Origin of the sequence: Butyricimonas muris, assembly GCF_046365375.1 — a bacterium.
Lineage (GTDB): Bacteria > Bacteroidota > Bacteroidia > Bacteroidales > Marinifilaceae > Butyricimonas > Butyricimonas muris.
On sequence record NZ_JBKEIT010000006.1, the window covers coordinates 165622 to 186622 of the forward strand.

The window sequence follows — 21001 nt, forward strand, 5'->3', positions numbered from 1 at the left end:
TTTCGTGTTCGAATCATAAAAGTATAGTCCATGAAAAAACATATCCCAAACCTGATCACGTGTCTGAATGTTACTTCCGGAGCGTTGGCTATTTATATGGCGTTTAACGGTAATTTGCTAATCGCTGCATGGCTGGTGATTCTTGCCATGGTGTTTGATTTTTTTGACGGTTTTGCCGCACGTCTTCTGCACGTGAAATCGGATATGGGGAAAGAACTCGATTCTTTGGCGGATATGGTGAGTTTCGGTGTGATGCCGGCGGTGATGGCGTATTTCCTGATTCGGGAAACATTTTGTTCTTTTGCTCCGGGAGAGACATATTATTGGGTGGAACGGGTGCTGTCGGTTGTTCCCTTGTTGGTGCCTGCTTTTTCAGCTTATCGTTTGGCTAAATTCAATCTCGATACCCGGCAGACACATTCGTTTATCGGGTTGCCGACTCCCTCAAATGCGTTGTTTTGGGTGATGTTGGTGTTTTGTTTCTATTACCAGCCGGAGTTTTTCAAGACGACGTGGGGTAATCCTTGGCTTTTAGCAGGATGTTCTTTTGTATTAGCATTATTGTTGATTAGTGAGGTACCCATGTTTTCTTTGAAATTGACTAATTTTTCATGGAAAGAGAATAGTCTTTTGTATTGTTTCGTGAGTACTATTATGATTGGTTTTGCCGTGTGGGGAGTGAAAGCGTTGACTTGGATGATACCTGTTTATGTGCTCATATCATGCCATGGTTATAGGAAGAATTATAATTGGATGATATTTTTTGGGATAGTCCTGCTATTACTTTGGGCTATGCGTCAAGAGGCATTGTTTATAATTATTCCGGCTTACCTGATTGTTGTCATTGTGAGATTGACTTCCCGGTCAAATCAATAACGGGATCGTAATCCACGAAATCACAGTCGGGAGAAATCTTTGCCGTTTCCTCCGTTTGAATCAATTTACTTTTCATGGATGCGGGTTGCATATTACTCAAGTTGGCGGCTGTGTCCCCTTGGAATATATCCTGTTGCGAGAGTACCACGATTCCCGCGATCATGGCTGCCGATAGTCCGAATTTGAACAGACGGGTAACTAGGTTTCCGGATTCGGTATTTATGTATTCTCCGTTTGTCTTCTTAACTTTTTTGCCGTTTGCCACGAGGGGCATTGCTTCCATTCCCATGACGTCGGGCAGGAAGTTGTGGTTAGCAGATTCGAAGAGAATATTGAAACGGCGGTCTACACTGAGCGTCCCTATTTTGCCGAAGTCTACTTTTTGCTTTTGGTTCAATCTTACTTTTACCTCTTCGCGGAATAAGGCGAGGCGGCGTTGTGCTTTCTCGTAATCGATTTGTTCCTTGCGGGCGATCCAATTGATCAAAAGTCCGTCATTCTGTTTCAAGTGTTTGTTGAACACGACCTTTTTGGCAGGGGGGATGATCATCCCTGTCTTGTCGTTGATCGTTGCTTCGGTATAGTTGCAGATAAAGCCTCCTAGCCCGGGAACTATCACGCAATCATGCAGATATAACAATTCTTCTATGTGTTCAACGTATTTATTCATACGGCAAAGGTAAGAAAAAACGCAAGGTTGTCAAACTCATTTTAGGCATTTCGGATTATTATTATTTACTTTGTTCTGTCTATTACAGACACACAGATTGTTATAAATTGAGAAAAAATTATTGGTGTATGAAAATTTTTGTGACAGGAGGTACGGGGTATATCGGGTCCCACACGGTGGTGGAACTTCAACAGAGTGGTTATGACGTGATTATAGCCGATAATCTAGTAAATTCAAGTATTGACGTGTTGGACGGGATCGAGAAGATCACGGGTATTCGTCCCGAATTCGAGGAGATTGATCTTACCGATCGGGTGGCAACGAGAGATTTTTTTATTCGCCATTCGGATATCAAGGCGGTGATTCATTTTGCCGCGTTGAAAGCGGTGGGCGAATCCGTGCATAAGCCGTTGGAGTATTATTTCAATAACTTGAATTCATTGATGAACGTGCTCGATGCTATGCGTGAGTTTCAAGTGCCGAATCTGGTATTCTCTTCTTCTTGCACGGTATACGGGCAAGCGGATGTACTTCCCGTGACGGAAAAGACTCCCCGCCACGAGGCTGAATCGCCTTACGGGAACACCAAGGTGATGAGTGAAGATATTATCCGTGACTTGATGAAGGTGGAACCGAATATGAATGCGTTGGCTTTGCGCTATTTCAACCCGATAGGGGCGCACCCGACTGCCTTAATCGGGGAGTTGCCCAATGGCGTGCCGAATAATCTGATTCCTTACCTGACACAGACCGCTATCGGTATCCGGGAGCAATTGAGTGTGTTCGGTGATGATTATAATACACCCGACGGGTCACCTTTACGTGATTATATTGACGTGGTGGATTTGGCAAAAGCTCATGTGGTGGCTATTCGCCGTTTGCTCGAGGGTAAGAATAAGGCGAATTACGAGTTTTTCAATATCGGGACGGGAAAAGGGCTTTCCGTGTTGGAGATCATCCATGCTTTTGAGCGGGCAACCGGGGTAAAGGTGAATTACAAAATCGTGGGACGTCGTGCCGGTGATATCGAGAAGGTGTGGGCTGATACGACTTTAGCGAATAAAGAGTTGGGATGGAAGGCCGCGACACCGATCGAGGACACGATGAGGAATGCGTGGAAATGGCAGCAATCGTTAAAGCAATAAAAAAGGGGTTTTTAAAACCCCTTTTTTATTGCTTTATTCTACAGTTACCGATTTTGCAAGGTTGCGCGGCATATCCACATTACAGCCTCTCATCACGGCAATGTGATAGGAGATGAGTTGTAATGGAATCACGTTCAACAGCGCGGAAAGAAATTCCAGTGTTTCGGGAATTTCGATCACGTGTTCCGCTAGTTTTGTGACTTGCGTGTCGTTATCGTTTACCAGAGCGATGACGTGTCCTTTGCGGGACTGTACCTCTTTGATGTTGGAAACGATTTTATCGTAGTAATTGTCGTTCGTGGCAATGGCGAACACTGGCATATTCTCGTCAATCAAGGCGATGGGACCGTGTTTCATCTCTGCTGCCGGGTATCCTTCGGCATGGATATAGGAAATTTCTTTCAACTTCAACGCTCCTTCGAGAGCCACGGGGAATTGACAACCTCTTCCCAGATAAATGGCATTCGTGGAGTCCTTGTAGATAGCGGAAATTTCTTTGATTATGTTGTCCTTTTCCAGTATAGCTTTGATCTTATCCGGTAGGTTATAGAGTTCGTTGATATATTTTTTATATATATCGTCTGCCAGTGTCCCTTTACGGTGACCTATTTGCAAAGCCATCATGGCAAGTACGGATATTTGGGCGGTGAACGCTTTCGTGGAGGCGACACCGATTTCCGGTCCCGCGTGGGTGTATACTCCGGCATCCGTTTCGCGTGCGATGCTTGAACCGACCACGTTGCAAATGCCTATAACCGTGGCTCCGTGGGCTTTGGCATACTTGATCGCTGCCAAAGTGTCGGCTGTTTCCCCACTCTGGGAGATGGCAATCACGATATCGTTTTCATCCACGATTGGGTTGCGGTAACGAAATTCCGAAGCGTATTCCACTTCTACCGGGATGCGGGTAAATTCTTCCAGCATGTACTCGCCGACTAGTCCGGCATGCCATGACGTTCCGCAACCGATAATGATGATCCGGTGCGCGTTTACCATCTTCGGGATGATTTCAGAGATACCACCAAGGTAAATCTCGGAGGCATCCACGTTCACCCGTCCCCGGATAGTGTCATAGATAGAATTTACTTGTTCGAAAATCTCCTTCAACATGAAGTGCGGGAAACCGCCTTTTTCTATTTTCTCGATGTCGATATCCACGTGTTGGATGCTTAAAGAGACCGGGGTATTCTTGATCGTTTTCAAGATCATCTCGTCTCTTTTCAGGATAGCGACATCATCGTCGTTCAGGTAAATCACGTTTTTCGTGTATTCCACGATAGGCGTGGCGTCAGATGCCACGAAATACTCGCCTTGTCCCACTCCGATTACCAGAGGACTGCCTTTGCGTGCCACCACGAGTTGATCCGCCTCCGCTTTGCACAAAACAACCAGCCCGTAGGCACCGATTACTTTGGTCAGAGCCAGACGAACTGCGTTTTCTGCATTTATCTGACCTTTCAAGTATATGTACTCGATGAGGTTTGCCAATACTTCCGTGTCTGTTTCGCTTTTGAACGCGTATCCTCTTGCCTGTAATTTTTCTTTCAACAGGGAATGATTCTCGATAATACCGTTGTGCACGATAGAGAAAAGACCGTTCATGGAAGTATGCGGGTGAGCGTTCGCGTCATTCGGCTCCCCGTGGGTAGCCCAGCGCGTATGTCCCATCCCGATCGTGGCACTCGTGTCTTCGAGTTCCATGTGTTGTTCGAGGTCGAGCACTCTTCCTTTGCATTTGTAAACTCTGATGTCATCGTTGTGAATCAACGCGATCCCGGCAGAATCGTATCCCCGGTATTCCAGGCGTTTCAGACCATTGATTAAGATTGGACAGGCTTCTTTGGGCCCGATGTATCCCACAATACCACACATAATGTTTGTCGTGTTTTATATATTTGTTAATAATAAAACAAGCGGCTAACAACCATTGCCGCTTGTTTCTATGTTTATTCGATTATTTTGTCAAAAAAGTCGGAATATGCATCAATATAGCATTGCTCCCCGGGGTACTCCAAGGTCGGTTTCTTCAATTCGCTGGCGAAAGTACGAAGTTCGTCATCCACGTCCTTGTGATTAAAGATGATGCCATCCGCGTATTGGAATGCCAATTTGTTGATATTCGTGTGTGTCGGATCTTTTATAAGGGCCACGTCTTTGCGTGCAACTCCTTCCGTCATAGCTTTCTCCTCGAATTTGCTATCCAATTTTCCCTCGAATTTATCGTTGTAAGTGGAGAATACCACTTTTGTTTTGGAGAATACCGGGTCATCATGGTACTCTTTTTTGAGGTAAAGCGGAATCAATGCGGTAAACCATCCCTGACAATAGATCAAGTCCGGTGCCCATCTTAGCTTGCGTACCGTTTCGAAAACACCCCGTGCGAAAAATATCGAACGTTCGTCGTTATCGGGAAAAAATGTTCCGTCTTCATCGGCGATCGTGTGTTTGCGTTGAAAATAATCTTCGTTGTCAATGAAATACACCTGCATTCTTGCAGATTGTATGGATGCAACCTTGATAATCAAAGGATGGTCAGTGTCATTGATAATCAAATTCATCCCGGATAACCGGATGACCTCGTGCAATTGATTGCGTCTTTCATTGATACAGCCGTAACGCGGCATGAACGTTCTGATTTCTTTACCTTTTTCTTGAATCCCCTGAGGTAAATATCTTCCGATATTAGCCATTTCGGAATCAGGAAGATAAGGTACAATCTCTTGAGATATAAATAAAACTCTTTTTTTAGCCATAACTACTACTTTTCCCAAAAACCTTACAAAGATAGGCAATTCCGATTAGAATTCAAAACTTCGAGGTAATAAACCTCTCTCAAAATAAACCACTTGAAATTCTAAAATGACTCCTTTCAAGGATTTTCATGCAAAATATTTTGCTTTTATCTTAGATTTATATAACATTGCGGAACTCTTTTTAGCCTGTAAATTAGGGGAAGACTTGACTATGGCTTGGCATAATGAATTTGGAAAGTTGGGAGAAGATAAGGTGTATCTTTATCTGTTAGATCTGGGATATACTGTTCTGGAACGAAATTGGCGAATCGGACGTCGGGAATTGGATTTCGTGTGTTTGGACGTAGAGATGCTTGTCGTGGTCGAGGTGAAAACCCGGACGAGCGAAGAGGTGGATATTTTCGAGTTGCTGGATTACAAGAAAAAGAAAAGTCTGCAAGCTGCCGGGGCTGCTTATCTCACGAAAAAGAATATACATCGGGAAATACGTTTCGACCTCGTGGTTGTCACGGGTTCCAATATGCGTATCGAGTACGTGCGTGAAGCTATTGATTTGTTTTAGAAAGAACCGGGTGGCTTCTGTCGTGTGTGTGGTGTGGTAGGAATATGAATGCCACCCGGCATAAGAAAAGTGTCAATAGGGATACTAGAGGTATATCAAAAATTGTGCTAGAAATCGACAATCATTGGATAAATCTTGATAATTTAGGGAATTAATTCAAAATTTACAAAACCGAAAGGAAAAGCTGACACCTAGGGTTTGTAAGGGTGACAATGTCCATAAGGTTGCGGGAATGCTTTTTTTACGGACACTTCTCTTGTAAAGCTGTCCGGAAATGATTACTTTTGAAGAGTTAAATCTAAAAAAAGAGAGTATGGCAACAGTAAAAGCAAAATATTTAGGAGGTCTACGCGTGGAATGCACGCATTTACAGAGTGGTACGACGATTATCACGGATGCTCCGACGGATAATAACGGTAAGGGGGAGGCTTTTTCTCCGACCGATTTGTGTTCTACTTCTTTGGCAGCCTGTGCCATGACAATCATGGGAATTTATGCCCAAAATAACGGAATCGATCTGACAGGAACTGACATCGAGATTACCAAGAAGATGGCTGCAGAGCCTCGCCGTATAGCGGAGATTGATGTAATCTTTAATTTTCCGGCGAACGGGTATACCGAGAAAGAGAAAAAGATTCTGGAGCGTGTGGCGCATACTTGTCCCGTACATTTGAGTCTGCATCCCGATGTGAAACAAAACATCGTGTTTAATTGGCAGTAATGGTAACCGGGGCTACCGGGTTATTGGGTAGCCATTTGTTGTGTCATCTGGCTCGTTCGGGCGAGACAATCATAGCATTAAAAAGAAAAGAGAGTCGTGTCGAGGAGACAATGGCTCTCTTTTCTCGTTATTTCTCGTCCCCGGAAGAAGCTGTTTCTCGTGTAACATGGGTAGAGGGGGACGTGTTGGATGGGGAATCCATCTCCTCATGCGTGGAGAACGTCCACACGGTGTACCACTGCGCGGCGATGGTTTCTTTTAACGGGAGCGATAGGGATACCCTGTTGCAGACGAATATCCGGGGAACAGAGAATATATGTTCCCTTTGCCTGCAACATCGCATGCGGCTCTGTTTCGTGAGTTCTATTGCCGCCTTGGGGGATGCTCCTGACGAGAGAGTCATTATTGACGAGGATACACCCGAAATCCCCGGCTCCGTTCATTCGCTTTATTCGGGTAGTAAGGGAGCGTCCGAGAAGATAGTGTGGGATTACGTGCGGAAAGGGATGGAGGCTGTCATTGTCAACCCGGCGATTATTTTGGGCACCGGACTTCGGGGACGTAGTAGTGCCAAGTTGTTCGAGCAAGCCCGGAAAGGAATGCCTTTTTACACCGATGGGGTGAACGGTTACGTGGACGTGAGGGATGTTTGCGAGGCAATGATTCGCTTGGTAAATATTTCTTCCATCCGGGGAGAGCGGTTCGTGCTTTGCGGTGGAAATTATTCTTACAAGGAGTTGTTTACCGTGATAGCCCGTGCTGCGGGGAAACGACCGCCATATATACGGATGGCGCCTTGGATGACTTCTTTAGCTTGGCGTTTGCTCGCTTTCTTTTCCTTGTTTACAGGAAAGAAACCGGCTTTTACACGTGAAACCGCCCGTTCCTCTCAAAATAAATCCCGTTATTCCAGTGCCAAATTGTTGAAAACGTTACCTGATTTTCGTTTTCATACCTTGGAGGAAACGGCTCGATTCTTTATTCATTTGTGAGAGTTGTTTTTATTCTATAAGTTGAAAGGGAGTGTAGCCGTGGAGAAGCCTTAGTTGAACCGGGGTAATAATCTCTCACGGTCGTGTATGCTACATTTCCGCTTTTATGTTGCTATAATCTTTTATATAGTAACATAAGAGTACAAACGGAGGAAACACGAACGTGGGAGATTATTACGGTTACTTTTCTTGGGATTTATCATGGGTGTAGAGCGAGATAAGGGGGGATAGAGTTATTCCTATGGTTATTCTCGGGTTATCCTACCGTAATCCTACCTCAACTTCGATATAACACGGAATCATTCTCGTTACATGACCGACGGCACTGGGTGGTGTTCGGGCGGGTATTCGATATAGCTCCGAGGGTGAGATAGGATTACGGTAGGATAACCTTGGGTTCATGGTAGGATTGTATATTCATTGAAAATGAACCTTTTGCCGCTAAGAACGTATTTTTTACAGAAAAAATATAACTTACATTACCCCCTTTTGGTAGATTTAAGTGTATTAGGAGTATAAAATCACACTATGATGAGTAAAGTAACTGACAAGTCGTTTAAAATATCATTTTCTATCGCCCGTGTAATCAGCGGGGAAGCCACTGTCGCGGAGCGAAGAACGGTAGATGAATGGCTTGCGGTTTCGGAGGAGAACAAGCGGTTGTTTGAACGATTGCAGGATGAGAAAGAATTAGTACGTAAGATTGAATTGTATCGGACGATTGATAAACGTATGGCTTTTAAGGAATTTTTGCGAGAAAAGGAGAGAATGGAAAAAGTTCGCCGACAACGCCGGATAAACAGAATTTTCCGGTATGCAGCCATATTGCTTATTCCTTTGTTGGTTGGGGGTATATATATGCTGCAACAGAGCTTTTCCGGTGATGAGGTTATGCAGGTGGCATCGGCTATTGCCCACGGGGACAAGAGAGCCGTGTTGCGTTTGTCGGATGGTAGCGCGATAGAGTTGGGAAAAGACAACGTGGTATTAAGTGAGCGGAATGGTACGATGATATCCAACCGGAATAGCGGGGAATTGGTGTATCAAGGTACGACCGGGGGAGAGGATGCAAAAGTCATTTATAATACATTGGAAATTCCGGCTAACGGGGAGTTTTTCATGCAGTTGGCGGATGGTTCCAAGGTATGGTTAGGGGCTTGCTCCAAGCTTAAATATCCGGTGGCGTTTAACGGAAAAACGAGAGAGATTTATCTGGAAGGAGAAGCATTCTTCGAGGTGGCGAAGAATCCGGATAAACCGTTTATCGTGAAAACTAAAGGTTTTGGGGTGAGGGCATTAGGAACCTCGTTTAACGTGATGAGTTACATGGATGAAACTTTCGCCCATACCACGTTGAAGACCGGAAAGGTGGAGGTGACAACACGGGAGCAGGAAAAGGTGGTTCTAACCCCGGGACAACAGGCGTATTACTCGGAACATGGAGTAAACGTGAGAGAGGTGGACGTGGAGGTTTATATAGCATGGATGGGGAATACGTTCAAGTTTGACAAAGAGAATATTGATGTGATCCTGCGAAAGATAGCTCGTTGGTATAATGTACATATATTTTATATGAACGAGAATTTGAAGAACTATCATTTTAAAGGAACACTTCCCAAGTACACGGATATACATGATGTGCTTGAATTATTGGAACAGACAACAAATATAAAATTTGAGATAAAGGGAAATACTGTAATAGTGATGCAAGATTTGACAAGATCGAATCACTAGTGTGCCAAAGGTATTTTTCCAGCTTGTCAGGTGTGAGTTTATAAGATTTGCAAAAGTATTGTTATGTGTATCGGGTAAATAATTTGCTCGTTGTGAGGATATTGTATGTATTATTTTAAAATTAATGATGATTATTATGAGACGAACTTTTTTGTTTTTTGTTACTTGTCTTGTTGTGCTTTCCGCGGCAGAACCGCTTAGCGCCGGAACGAGGAAGAAGAAAAAGGTAGAGGAGAAAAAGGTAACCCCTTACGAGAAACTGTTCCAAGGCAAGAAGGTGGAAACAGTGAAAGGGATGGTTACATTGCACAAGATGGACGGGAAGGTCTATTTTGAATTTCCATTAAACTTGATGGGGCGGGATATGTTGTTGGGTTCCACCGTTTCGGAGATTAGTGATAACGGGAATGTATTGGTGGGACAGAAGGTGAAACAACCCTTACATATAAAGTTTACACTTCGCGATAGTACGGTGGAATTGCGGGAAGTGACCAATAGAGCTCGTCGTCAAATATTCACGGATTACGAGGAAGAAGGTGTTCTTGCTGCCTTGGCACAGGGAGTGGGATGTCCGGTGATGCAGGGATTTAAAGTGAAAGCGCATAATGCGGATAGTACTGCCGTCGTGTTTGAGATGACTGATTTTTTGGTGAGTGACAACAAGCGGCTTGATCCTTTTGATCCGAACGGGAAGAAGACTATGTACGGGGCATGCGCCCGTCGGGCTTCTTTTAAAAAGAACCTGTCGTATGTCGATCAGTTGAAATCGTTCGAGGACAATATGTCGATTACCTCTTGCCTGAGTTACACGCAGGATTTGTTGTACATGGGAATCGTGATGATTGCTTATCAAGAACCCGTGCGGATAAAAGTGAACCGTTCTTTTGTTCTTTTGCCGGAAGAACCTGTTATGCATGCCCGTATGGCGGATCCTCGGATTGGTTATTTCACTTCATCTAAAGAGAAATTGACTCGGTATGCGGATGAGGTGCAGATACAGACTTATGCCAATAAATGGGATATTCGTCCGAAAGATGTGGAGGCGTATAAAAGAGGGGAGTTGGTGGAACCGGTGAAACCGATCGTGTTCTACGTGGATGACAAATTCCCGGAAGCATGGAAAAAACCGGTAAGAGAGGGCGTGTTGGAATGGAACAAAGCGTTCGAGAAGATCGGTTTTAAAAACGTGATGGTAGCGAAAGATTTCCCGAAAGATGATCCTGAGTTTGATCCTGCCAACTTAAAATATAACTGTGTTTATTACGCGCCTATCGGTATCGCCAATGCTATGGGGCCTTCTTGGGTAGATCCCCGGAATAGTGAGATTATTCAAGCTTCGGTGTTCATTTATCATGATGTGATCCAATTGGTGAATGATATGCGTTTCGTGCAGACTTCGCAAGTGGATCCCCGTGTACGCACGACAAAATTACCGGAAGATGTGTTGGAAGAGAGTATGCGTTATATTGTGGCGCACGAGGTTGGGCACTGCCTCGGTTTGATGCACAATATGGCTTCGTCGGCTTCAATCCCGGTAGAGAAATATCGTGATAAAGAGTTTATGGAGAAATACGGGACGACGCCTTCCATCATGGACTATGCCCGGTTTAATTATATCGCTCAGCCCGAAGACAAAGGGGTGAAATTAACTCCGCCTCGTTTGGGTGTATATGATTTCTACGCGATAGACTGGGGATATCGTTTCTTCCCGGATGCCAAGAGTACGGAAGAGGAAGTTCCTCACTTGAACAAAATTATCGAGGATAAGATTGGTGACCCGATGTATCGTTACGGGAAACAACAAATTTATTACGGGGTATTTGACCCGACTTCCTTGACGGAAGATTTGGGTGACGATGCAGTGAAAGCCGGGGAATACGGTATCAAGAACTTGAAATATATCATGAGTCATTTGAACGAGTGGCTGGATGGACAGGATGCGGATTATAGTTATCGATTCCATATTTATCAGGCAATAGCTTCTCAATATATGCGTTATTTGTATAACGTGAATATGAATATCGGGGGATTCTATATCAATGAGCATATGGTCGGTGATCCTTACGCCACGTCTGCCATTGTCCCAAAAGAGATGCAGAAACGTTCGGCACAGTTCCTGTTTGAACAATTGAAAGACATGGATTGGATTGATAACATCGACGTGGTGAAGAATTTGCCGCTGGACGGATCGACAGCCCGGTTGATGTTGAAAAATTTTGCCGGTTCGCTATTGAACACTAAACGTTTGTCGCTGGCTGTTTATCGGGATAAAGATGCTTATTCGCCGGAAGAATATCTGACGGATTTATACGAGAGTATCTGGGCTTCCGCGATAAAGGGAACGAATCCCACGGAATGTGAGCGTATCCTGCAAACCGAAGTGTTGAAGAATTTAATTAAAGGGGCAGATCCTCTCACTCCCAGAGGTGAAGTGGATGAATTGCTTGCGGCCGAGATGAATCGGGATGTACATGCTTTGTCACCTCGTGCGGATTTACCCGTGTATCAACAAATGGAATTGTTTGATCATTTGAGAGATATGCCGGTTGTTTCAGGTAATTTCCAAGGCGATATGTTGGATTACTATCATTCATTGAATCAGATGAATGAATTGAACGAGCGTGCCGGGTTTGACTATATTTATTATGTATTCAACACGTCGACGAATAACAATAACTATTTGTATTATCAATTATTGACAAAAGTGAAAGCCGTGATGGAAAAAAGGAAAAATAGTGGCTCGTATGAAACTCGTGCGCACTATACTTATTTGCTTTCTATCGTGGAGGATTTTATGAAGTCAAAATAAATAGGGTGATTAATACTTTAAGTGTTTGAAGATGAGAATAAGAATATACAGGTTATTCATCTGCATCATGGGACTCTTGTTTCTTGTGACCGGAGAGGTTGCCGCGAAAGGGAAAAAGAAACAAGAGGTGAAGGCGGATGCACCTGCTCCCCAGAAGCGTTCCGTGAAGTACGATCGCCTTTTCCGGGGGAAGAAGGTGGAAACTAAAAAGGGATTGCTGACGATTCATAAGATCGGGGCGAAGTTATACTTCGAGTTGCCCATGAATCTTTTGGACCGGGAGTTCCTGCTCGGAACGACGGTGAGCGAGATCAGTAATAACGGGAACGTGTTGGTCGGGCAGAAAGCATCGGAGCCGTTGCATGTGAAATTCAATATTATTGACAGCACGCTGTATATGCAGGAGGTGACGAATGGCACTCGTCCCAACGTGTATGCTGACGAGGTCGGAATGCAACAGGCTGTGGCTAAAAGTACGATTATCCCGTTGATGCAAGCCTTTAAAATTGCCGCTTATAATCGGGACACTACCACGGTGGTTTTCGATGTGACTGAAATGTTTTTGGGTGATAACAAGCGAATGGATCCTTTCGACCCGTATGGAAAGACTGCGGCATTCGGTTTGTTGACGAGAAAAGCGACATTGAATAAGTCGTTGTCATACTTGGACTCTTTTAAAGCATTCGAAGATAATATCTCGATTTGTTCGGTGTTGACTTATCACGAGGTACTTACCCGTAAGAACACGGGGTATCGGCATGCTGAACAGGTAACTATGAAGGTGAATCGTTCCATGATTTTGTTACCGGAAAAGGAGGATATGATGCGTTGGCGGTTGGCGGATCCCAGAGTTGGGTATTTCGTTTCATCTCGTGTACATATGGGGATGGATGTAGACCGGAGTACTCGAACTTATTTTATGCATCGTTGGAATCTGGAACCTTCGGACATGGAGAAATTCAAGCGGGGAGAACTTGTAGAACCGGTGAAACCGATCGTGTTTTACGTGGATAATACTTTCCCCGCTTCATGGAAGAACGCTATCCATGAAGGCATACGGACATGGAACAAGGCATTCGAGCGTATCGGTTTTAAGAATGCCGTTCAATCGAAGGATTTCCCGAGAGATGATGCGGAATTTGACCCGGATAACCTGAAATACTCTTGCGTGCGTTATGCACCGATTGGGGTTGAAAATGCCATGGGACCCTCTTGGGTAGACCCTCGCACGGGTGAGATTATGAACGCTTCGGTATTTGTATATCATGATATCGTGAAATTGGTGAACGAGATGCGTTTCGTGCAGACGGCACAACTGGACGAGCGTGTACGTACCCCTAAATTGTCAGATGAAGTGATGCACGAGAGCCTGCGTTATATTATTGCTCACGAGGTCGGGCATTGTCTTGGATTGATGCATAATATGGCAGCTTCGGCAGCCTTTCCCGCTGATTCGTTGAGGAGTGCGGCATTTACCCGGAAATACGGGACTACGCCTTCTATCATGGATTATGCCCGTTATAATTATATTGCGCAACCGGGAGATAAAGGAGTCGGTTTGACTCCGCCGGATTTGGGTGTGTATGATTATTACGCTATTGAAGTGGGATATCGTCCGGTACCGGAGGCGAAGAACGCGGAGGAAGAACTTCGTGTGGTACAATCTTGGATTGCGGCTAAATCCGGAGATCCGATGTATCGTTACGGCAAGCAGCAGGTGTACGACGAATATGACCCGAGCGCGTTGACCGAAGATTTAAGCGACGATGCCGTGAAAGCCGGGACTTACGGTATCAAGAATTTGCAATATATCTTGAAAAACATGAATGGTTGGTTGGATGCGGAAGACCGGGATTATACTTACCGGATAGATATGTACCGGGGAATTGCCAATCAGTTCGCCGGATACTTGAAAAATGCTTTGTTGAATGTCGGGGGATATTACTTGAACGAGAGTTTTGTCGGGGACGGGCGTATCGCTTTCAGCGTGTTGCCCAAGGAGAAGCAGAAACGTGCCGCGATATTCGTGATGGAGCAATTGCGCACGTTGGATTGGATTGATGCCCCGGAAGTGACTAAAAACCTGACAGTAGGAACGCCGAAGTCAGAAATTCTGGTGAAAAAGTTTGCCAAGGAACTGGTGAACACGAAACGGGTATCCTTGGGCTACTACCGGGACCCGAAGAGTTATTCTCCCAAAGAATACCTTGATGATATATACGCGCATGTGTGGGCATCGACAATAAAGGGCAGGAATCTCACGAAGGCCGAACGTACTTTACAGTATGAGGTCGTGTGTGCTATATTGAAACGGATACAGATTCCGAATCATCGGTTAGGAGATGGCAAGAAGAGAAGGCAGACTCAAGTGGAAACGCTGGCGAAAGAGATAAATCCCGTGTTGCCGGTACAAGGATTCGGTTTCCAATATTACGTGACGAACCTGTCTAATGATAATCAGGCGCATTTATGGCATGGGCTGTTGATTCGGGTACAGAAATTAATGGAGTCCCGACTGAACGGCGGTTCACGGGAAACCCGGAGTCATTACGGCTTCCTTTTGGAAAAGATTGAGGATGTGCGTAACTGGAAATGAGCGAGATATTAATTGATAAATAAGAAAATAAAAATATAAACAGATGAAAAGAAGTTTTGTTTTATTCACGGTTCTCCTTGTACTGGTGGCTTTCACGGATATTCACGCTGCCGGTAGAAAGGATAAAAAGAAAAAGGACACGGAGAAGGTGGAGAAATTGAGCAAGTACGACAAACTTTTTAAAGGTAAGAAGGTCGATACCAAGAAAGGTTTTATGACGTTACATTTGGTGAACGGTAAAATCTATTTCGAGTTGCCGGTTTCTTTGTTGGGCAGAGAGTTCTTGTTGGGCTCGAAGATCGTGGAGACTTCCGACATGGGGAGCGGTACCGTGGGATTGATGGGAACCCGCCCGAAACATTTTGCTTTTTCGTTGCAGGACAGTACCCTGATGATGTGTGAAATCAGTCGTAATGGTCAACTTCCTTTATATTCGGATTCGAGTGAAGAGGGGGTGCAGGAGGCTATCCGTATGAATAGTATTCATCCGCTTATCAATTCATTCCCCGTGTTGGCGTATAATGCCGATAGTACGGCTATCGTGTTTGATATGACGGATTTCCTTGTGGGGCATGATGAGGATATGACTCCTTTCAGTAGCGGGAAACGTACGCAGGAGTACGGTCGTGCCGGGATAGCCCCTGAATTTAAAAAGGATTTGTCATACGTGGTGAGCACAAAGGCTTTCGAGGATAACGTGTCTGTTGTTTCCTGTCTGGGATATTGGTTTGATTTGGTTATGGGCGGACAATACGTGATTTCGAAGAGCGAACCCTTAACGGCTAAAGTGAATCGTACCTTCATGCTGTTGCCGGAGCATCCGACAATGCGTCCCCGTTTGGCAGACCCGAGGGTAGGTATCTCAACTTCTGCTTGTGAGAATATGACAACCAAGGTCGATCGTTCCGTTGAAAGACATTACATGGAGCGTTGGGATATTCAACCCGCGGATGTGGAAGCCTATCGACAAGGGAAATTGACAGAACCGGTGAAACCGATTGTGTTCTATCTGGATCCTAATTTTCCTAAAGCGTGGCGTGCGCATGTGGCGCAAGGTGTTTTGGATTGGAATAAGGCTTTCGAGGCTATCGGTTTCAAAAATGCCATTCAGGTAAAAGATTACCCGACAAATGATCCCGAGTTCGATCCGGATAATATGAAATATAACACGATTCGCTACGTGTCGACGGGTGTAGTGACGATGATGAAAGACGCTTCTTGGGTAGATCCTCGTAATGGCGAGATGCGTAACGCTTCTCTATTCTTGTTTCATGACTTGTTGAAATGGAATAACATTCAACGTTTCGTGCAGACCTCGCAAGTTGACGAGGGAGCCCGCCACTTGAAATTGTCGGATGAGTTGCAGGGAGAATCTATTCGGGCTGCCGTGCGTCACGAGATTGGACACACGTTAGGATTGATTAATAATATGGCAGGTTCGGCTGCTATCCCGACGGATTCTTTGCGTTCGGCTTCCTATACCCAAAAGTACGGGATTACGGCTTCCGTGATGGATAATATCGGCTTTAATTACGTGGCTCAACCGGAGGATAAAGGGGTAGCTTTAGTACCTCAACTGGGGACGTATGACTATTATGTTATAAAAGTGGCATACCAACCTGTATTTGGCGTGAATACGCCGGAAGAGGAGAATAAGGTGGTTGCCGGGTGGATTGCCGAGAAAGCCGGCGATCCGATGTATCGTTTCGCTCCCGAACAATATCTGTTGACGACCTTCGACCCCAGCGGATTATCGTACGATTTGGGTGACGATGCCATTAAAGCCAGTGCTTACGGGCTCAAGAACTTGAAATATATCATGGAGCACATGAACGAATGGATGGATGAGGAAGACCGGGATTATAATTACCGGAATGACATGTATCGCTTTATCGTGGCACAGGTAAAGGGATATTTGTTCAACGTGTACCGAAATATCGGTTCTTTCTACTTGAATGAACCGTTCGTGGGTGATCCGAATCCGACGCTTACAGTCGTGCCGAAAGAGGTGCAACGAGCTTCTTTGAAATTCGTGATCGAGCAGTTGAAAGATTTAAGGTGGTTGGATCAGGAAGAGGTAATCAAAAATCTAAGTTTTAACGGTTCTCAAGCGATGAAAATTTTGAAATCTTATGTCGTGAAGGAAAAAAACGTGATTACCGATTTATATCAGACCAAACGCATATCTTTGACTTATCATCGTGATCCTAACTCATATAGTCCGAAAGAGTATATCGAGGATTTATATGAACTTGTATTCGAACCCACGAAACGGGGAAGGGCGTTGACGGATGAGGAGCGAGTGATGCAAGCGGAATTCATTTCAAACGTGCGTAATGATGTCGATATTAACGGTCGGGTAAGATGGTTCGGGCAATATTATGCAACAGAGGCAGATGTAAACGCCGGTTTGGATGAAGAATTGGAAGAAGAAGCCGCGCAAGAACCGGAACATCAAGCTTTCGGACATCGTTGGGTGGTGGAAAACATTGCGGCGGATAACCAGAAACATTTGTGGTACTCCGTGTACGATAAGATAAAAGAGTTGCTTAAAAAGCAACGCTATACGGGTGATGCCCGGACACGAGCTCATTATGATTATTTGTTATTCCTGATGACTCGTTCGTGGAAGGACATGCCTAAGATCTAAATATGTAGTCCGGGTGCCCGGACTACTTGAGTCAGAATTATTACTAACAAAATCCGTAGGATATGAATTTCAGATTTGAGAAAAAAATGAGAGAAAATTTTTTACACTCGGGTATTCTGAAGGGAGTCTTGTTACTCTGCTTCATGTGCGTACTCAAGGTAACTCCTGCCGCGGCGCAGAAGTTATCGTTGACCTTCCAGAATGCAACCATGGAACAGGTGCTGGAGGAGTTGAAAAGTAAAACATCTTATGATGTGCTGTACAATTTTGAAGAAATCGCCAAGATTCCTTCCGTGACGAAAGTATTTAAAGACGCTTCCGTGGAGGAGATTCTGGAGTATTGTTTGAAAAACACGAACTATACTTACAACATCGTGAACAACATCATCGTGATTAAGTTGAAAGAAGCGAATGACAAAAAGGACGTGAAAGTAAAAGAACGCACCGTCCGGGGAGTCGTGATGGATGAGCGGGGCGAACTGCTACCCGGTGCGACAGTCATGCTCAAGGGAACGAAGATGGGGGTCGCAACCGATGCGAACGGAGCATTTAAAGTCACTTTTGTCCCGATGGACAGTACCGTTTTTGTCGTTTCCTTTGTCGGTATGGTCACGAAAGAAGTGGTGGTCAGCAATGATACCAAGAATGATGATAAACCTTTATCTATCCGTTTGGTGGAAGAAAAAATGGAGATGGAAGAGGTGGTGATCACGGGATATGGTAACATCAATAAGAAAAGTTTCACGGGAAATGCGATAAAAGTGGAACGGGATGAGTTGCTGAAAGTATCTAAAAATAATGTTTTAGCAGCCTTACAGACATTCGATCCGTCTTTTCGTATACAAGAAAACACGGAGTGGGGTTCCGATCCGAATGCCGTGCCGGAGTTGTACATTCGCGGTCGTTCCGGTATTGGAGTAAAGGAATTGGATGCAGACGCTTTGTCAAAGTCTAATTTGAAAAATAACCCGAACTTGCCGCTTTTCATCATGGACGGATTCGAAGTTTCGGTTACCAAATTGTATGATATGGATATTAACCGGATTGAGAATATCACCTTGTTGAAAGATGCTGCCGCGACAGCCATGTACGGTTCCCGTGCGGCAAATGGTGTGGTTGTGATTACCACCGTTGCCCCGACACCCGGAAAGCTTTCCGTTTCATACAGCATGACCGGAACATTGACAATGCCTGATCTTACTGATTATAACTTGATGAATGCTAAAGAGAAATTGGAAACGGAAGTTGCTGCCGGAATTTACCAAAGCGATAAACCGATGGACCAATATCTATTGGACCGAGAGTACAATAGAAAACTGGACAATGTGGTACGTGGGGTGAATACTTATTGGTTGTCTAAACCGTTGCGTACAGTTTTTAACCATAAACATAGTTTGTATGTCGATGGGGGTACTGATGATATTCGTTTCGGAGTGGATTTAGGATACAATAATGAAGACGGAGTCATGAAAAAATCTTATCGTGACCGTATTAGTATGGGGTTGAGTTTAGATTACCGGATTCAATCTTTTCAAGTGAAGAATTATATCTCCTATGGGGTAACACGTTCGGCTGATTCTCCTTATGGGGCTTTTTCCGATTACACGACCAAATTACCGTATGATGAATACAAAAATGCGGATGGAACTTATAAACGGACTTTGGAATCGTGGCATTTGAATTCCGACCCTCCAATTAATCCATTGTATGAAGCCGGATTGAAGAGTTTCAATCGTACAGAATACAATGAACTGATAAATAATTTAAGTGTAAACTGGTATGTTAATGATTATTTACAGGTTAAAGGACAGTTTACTGTAACGAAAACAAACAATAAAACTCGCAATTTTATCGATCCGCTGTCTAAAAGAAATACGAATGAATTGGATGTTTCCAATGCTGTTGCGGGAGAGTTGACTGTATCTACTTCCGAGAGTTTGGGCTGGGATATGAGTGTCGTGTTAGCCTATAATCGCTCGATTGAGAAACACAACGTGAACTTTTCTTTAGGTATTAATGCGACTTCGAGTTCGGCTGAAAGTGTGTCAACTCAATATCGTGGATTTCCGTCCGGGGATTTTAGTTCTCCCAATTACGCGCAGGATGTGTACGAGAAGCCGTCGAATGGCGATGACAAGAGTCGTTTATTCGGTTTCTTGGGGATGTTGAATTATAGCTATAATAATATTTATTTATTGGATGCTTCATTGCGCGTGGACGGTTCTTCAAAATTCGGAACGGATAATAAAACCGGATTATTTTGGTCATTGGGTGCGGGTATCGCTCTGCACAATTATGATTTTATAAAAAATATCGGTTTTATTGATGAGTTAAAATTGCGCGGGACTTATGGAGCGACAGGAAAAGTGGATTTTGAGCCTTATGCGGCGAAAACCGTGTATAACATCGACGGATTGGAGTGGTATGAAACCGGGATGGGAGCTTCTATGGTTGCCATGGGAAATAAAAATTTGGGTTGGGAAACCACCTATACGACGGATTTAGGTGTGGATATAGGTTTCCTTGACAGATTGTTTTACGTGACTGCCTCTTGGTATAACAAGAAAACGGTGGATTTGGTGAATGATGTAACTATACCGAGTTCTACCGGTTTCACCACGTACAAGGATAACGTGGGCGAGATATTGAATCGCGGGTTCGAGGTCAGTGTGCGTAGCAATATTATTAGTAACAGGGATATGAATTTTTCTATTTTCGCTAACCTTGCCCATAACGAGAATAAGATGTTGAAAATTTCCTCTTCCTTAAAAGATTATAATGCTCGTGTTGATGCAAAGTATGAAGAATTGCGCAATACGACCGAGACAATCAAGCCGTATAAAAAATTCGAGGAAGGAGTATCGACTACGGCTATTTCGGTGGTGAAATCGCATGGGATTGACCCGGCGACGGGAAATGAGATACTGGAAAAAAGAGACGGGACATTGACCACGGTATGGGATTCCGCCGACCAGATCAGTTACGGCGACACGGAACCGGATATTCAAGGTTCTTTCGGCTTCAGTTTTAGATATAAACAATTGTCTTTATACGCTACTTTCATGTACGAGTACGGGGGACAACGTTATAATTCAACGTTGGTAAGTAAAGTAGAAAATGCTGACGTGTACAATAAAAACGTGGATAAACGAGTACTTTCTCAAAGATGGAAAAAACCGGGTGATAATGCTAAATTCAAAAAATTGGAAAGTGGAAAAAAATCTATCGTGATGACGAAGCCTTCCACTCGATTTGTTGAGGATTACAATGTTTTGAGTTTAAATTCTGTTTCTCTCGGTTATGATTTGCCACAGAGATGGGCGAAAAAAGCAAGTTTAGGTATGTTACGTTTTGAAGTAGGTGCTAATGATTTGGCACGTTTCTGTACCGTGAAACAGGAGCGAGGATTGAGTTATCCGTATGCAAGAACGATGAATTTTTCATTGAAAGCTACTTTTTAAATGAGCCTTTTGTGATAGAAGAAAAAATAGAA

General features: G+C 44.2%; 13 protein-coding genes. 10 read left to right on the plus strand and 3 right to left on the minus strand.

Annotation, left to right across the window (positions count from 1 at the left end; translation table 11 throughout):
• Nucleotides 1–30: 30 nt before the first annotated feature.
• Nucleotides 31–876 carry a CDP-diacylglycerol--serine O-phosphatidyltransferase gene (gene pssA, locus ACK8P8_RS11670; RefSeq protein ID WP_369860517.1) on the plus strand — a complete coding sequence of 282 codons (846 nt, stop codon included), beginning with the start codon at nt 31–33 and terminating at the stop codon, nt 874–876.
• On the opposite strand, the gene ACK8P8_RS11675 is transcribed toward pssA, so the two are convergent.
• On the minus strand, nt 842–1546 hold the full coding sequence (locus ACK8P8_RS11675) for an HU domain-containing protein (RefSeq protein ID WP_369860518.1): 705 nt from the start codon (nt 1544–1546) through the stop codon (nt 842–844). The genes pssA and ACK8P8_RS11675 overlap by 35 nt on opposite strands.
• Before the next feature lie 128 nt (nt 1547–1674).
• Between ACK8P8_RS11675 and galE the strand changes: the two genes are divergently transcribed.
• The gene (gene galE / locus ACK8P8_RS11680) at nt 1675–2691 is read left to right on the plus strand and encodes a UDP-glucose 4-epimerase GalE (RefSeq protein WP_369860519.1); all 1017 of its coding nucleotides are present in this window, start codon (nt 1675–1677) and stop codon (nt 2689–2691) included.
• 33 nt (nt 2692–2724) lie between these two features.
• On the opposite strand, the gene glmS is transcribed toward galE, so the two are convergent.
• Together glmS and ACK8P8_RS11690 are read right to left on the minus strand one after the other, a co-directional pair.
• Nucleotides 2725–4563: a glutamine--fructose-6-phosphate transaminase (isomerizing) gene (gene glmS, locus ACK8P8_RS11685; RefSeq protein WP_369860520.1), complete on the minus strand. Its 1839-nt coding sequence runs from the start codon at nt 4561–4563 to the stop codon at nt 2725–2727.
• A gap of 74 nt (nt 4564–4637) precedes the next feature.
• Entirely contained in the window at nt 4638–5444 is an 807-nt protein-coding gene (locus ACK8P8_RS11690; RefSeq protein WP_186977396.1) for a glycogen/starch synthase, read from the minus strand.
• Nucleotides 5445–5655: 211 nt separating this feature from the next.
• Between ACK8P8_RS11690 and ACK8P8_RS11695 the strand changes: the two genes are divergently transcribed.
• The 8 genes from ACK8P8_RS11695 (at nt 5656) to ACK8P8_RS11730 (ending at nt 20969) form a co-directional block, all read left to right on the plus strand.
• Nucleotides 5656–6006 (plus strand): YraN family protein, encoded by a 351-nt coding sequence (locus ACK8P8_RS11695; protein WP_369860521.1) that lies wholly within the window; start codon nt 5656–5658, stop codon nt 6004–6006.
• Nucleotides 6007–6319: 313 nt separating this feature from the next.
• The gene (locus tag ACK8P8_RS11700) at nt 6320–6727 is read left to right on the plus strand and encodes an OsmC family protein (RefSeq protein ID WP_099289916.1); all 408 of its coding nucleotides are present in this window, start codon (nt 6320–6322) and stop codon (nt 6725–6727) included.
• Nucleotides 6727–7719: an NAD-dependent epimerase/dehydratase family protein gene (locus ACK8P8_RS11705; RefSeq protein ID WP_369860595.1), complete on the plus strand. Its 993-nt coding sequence runs from the start codon at nt 6727–6729 to the stop codon at nt 7717–7719. The genes ACK8P8_RS11700 and ACK8P8_RS11705 overlap by 1 nt, the downstream gene beginning before the upstream one ends.
• Nucleotides 7720–8247: 528 nt before the next feature.
• Nucleotides 8248–9453, plus strand: coding sequence for a FecR family protein (locus ACK8P8_RS11710; protein ID WP_369860522.1), 1206 nt, complete (start codon nt 8248–8250; stop codon nt 9451–9453).
• Nucleotides 9454–9589: 136 nt separating this feature from the next.
• Nucleotides 9590–12262, plus strand: coding sequence for a zinc-dependent metalloprotease (locus tag ACK8P8_RS11715; protein WP_369860523.1), 2673 nt, complete (start codon nt 9590–9592; stop codon nt 12260–12262).
• Between the two features lie 31 nt (nt 12263–12293).
• Entirely contained in the window at nt 12294–14858 is a 2565-nt protein-coding gene (locus ACK8P8_RS11720; RefSeq protein WP_369860524.1) for a zinc-dependent metalloprotease, read from the plus strand.
• A gap of 43 nt (nt 14859–14901) precedes the next feature.
• Nucleotides 14902–17508, plus strand: a complete 2607-nt coding sequence (locus tag ACK8P8_RS11725) for a zinc-dependent metalloprotease (protein ID WP_369860525.1) — start codon at nt 14902–14904, stop codon at nt 17506–17508.
• A gap of 62 nt (nt 17509–17570) precedes the next feature.
• Nucleotides 17571–20969 (plus strand): SusC/RagA family TonB-linked outer membrane protein, encoded by a 3399-nt coding sequence (locus ACK8P8_RS11730; protein ID WP_369860526.1) that lies wholly within the window; start codon nt 17571–17573, stop codon nt 20967–20969.
• Nucleotides 20970–21001: the final 32 nt, after the last annotated feature.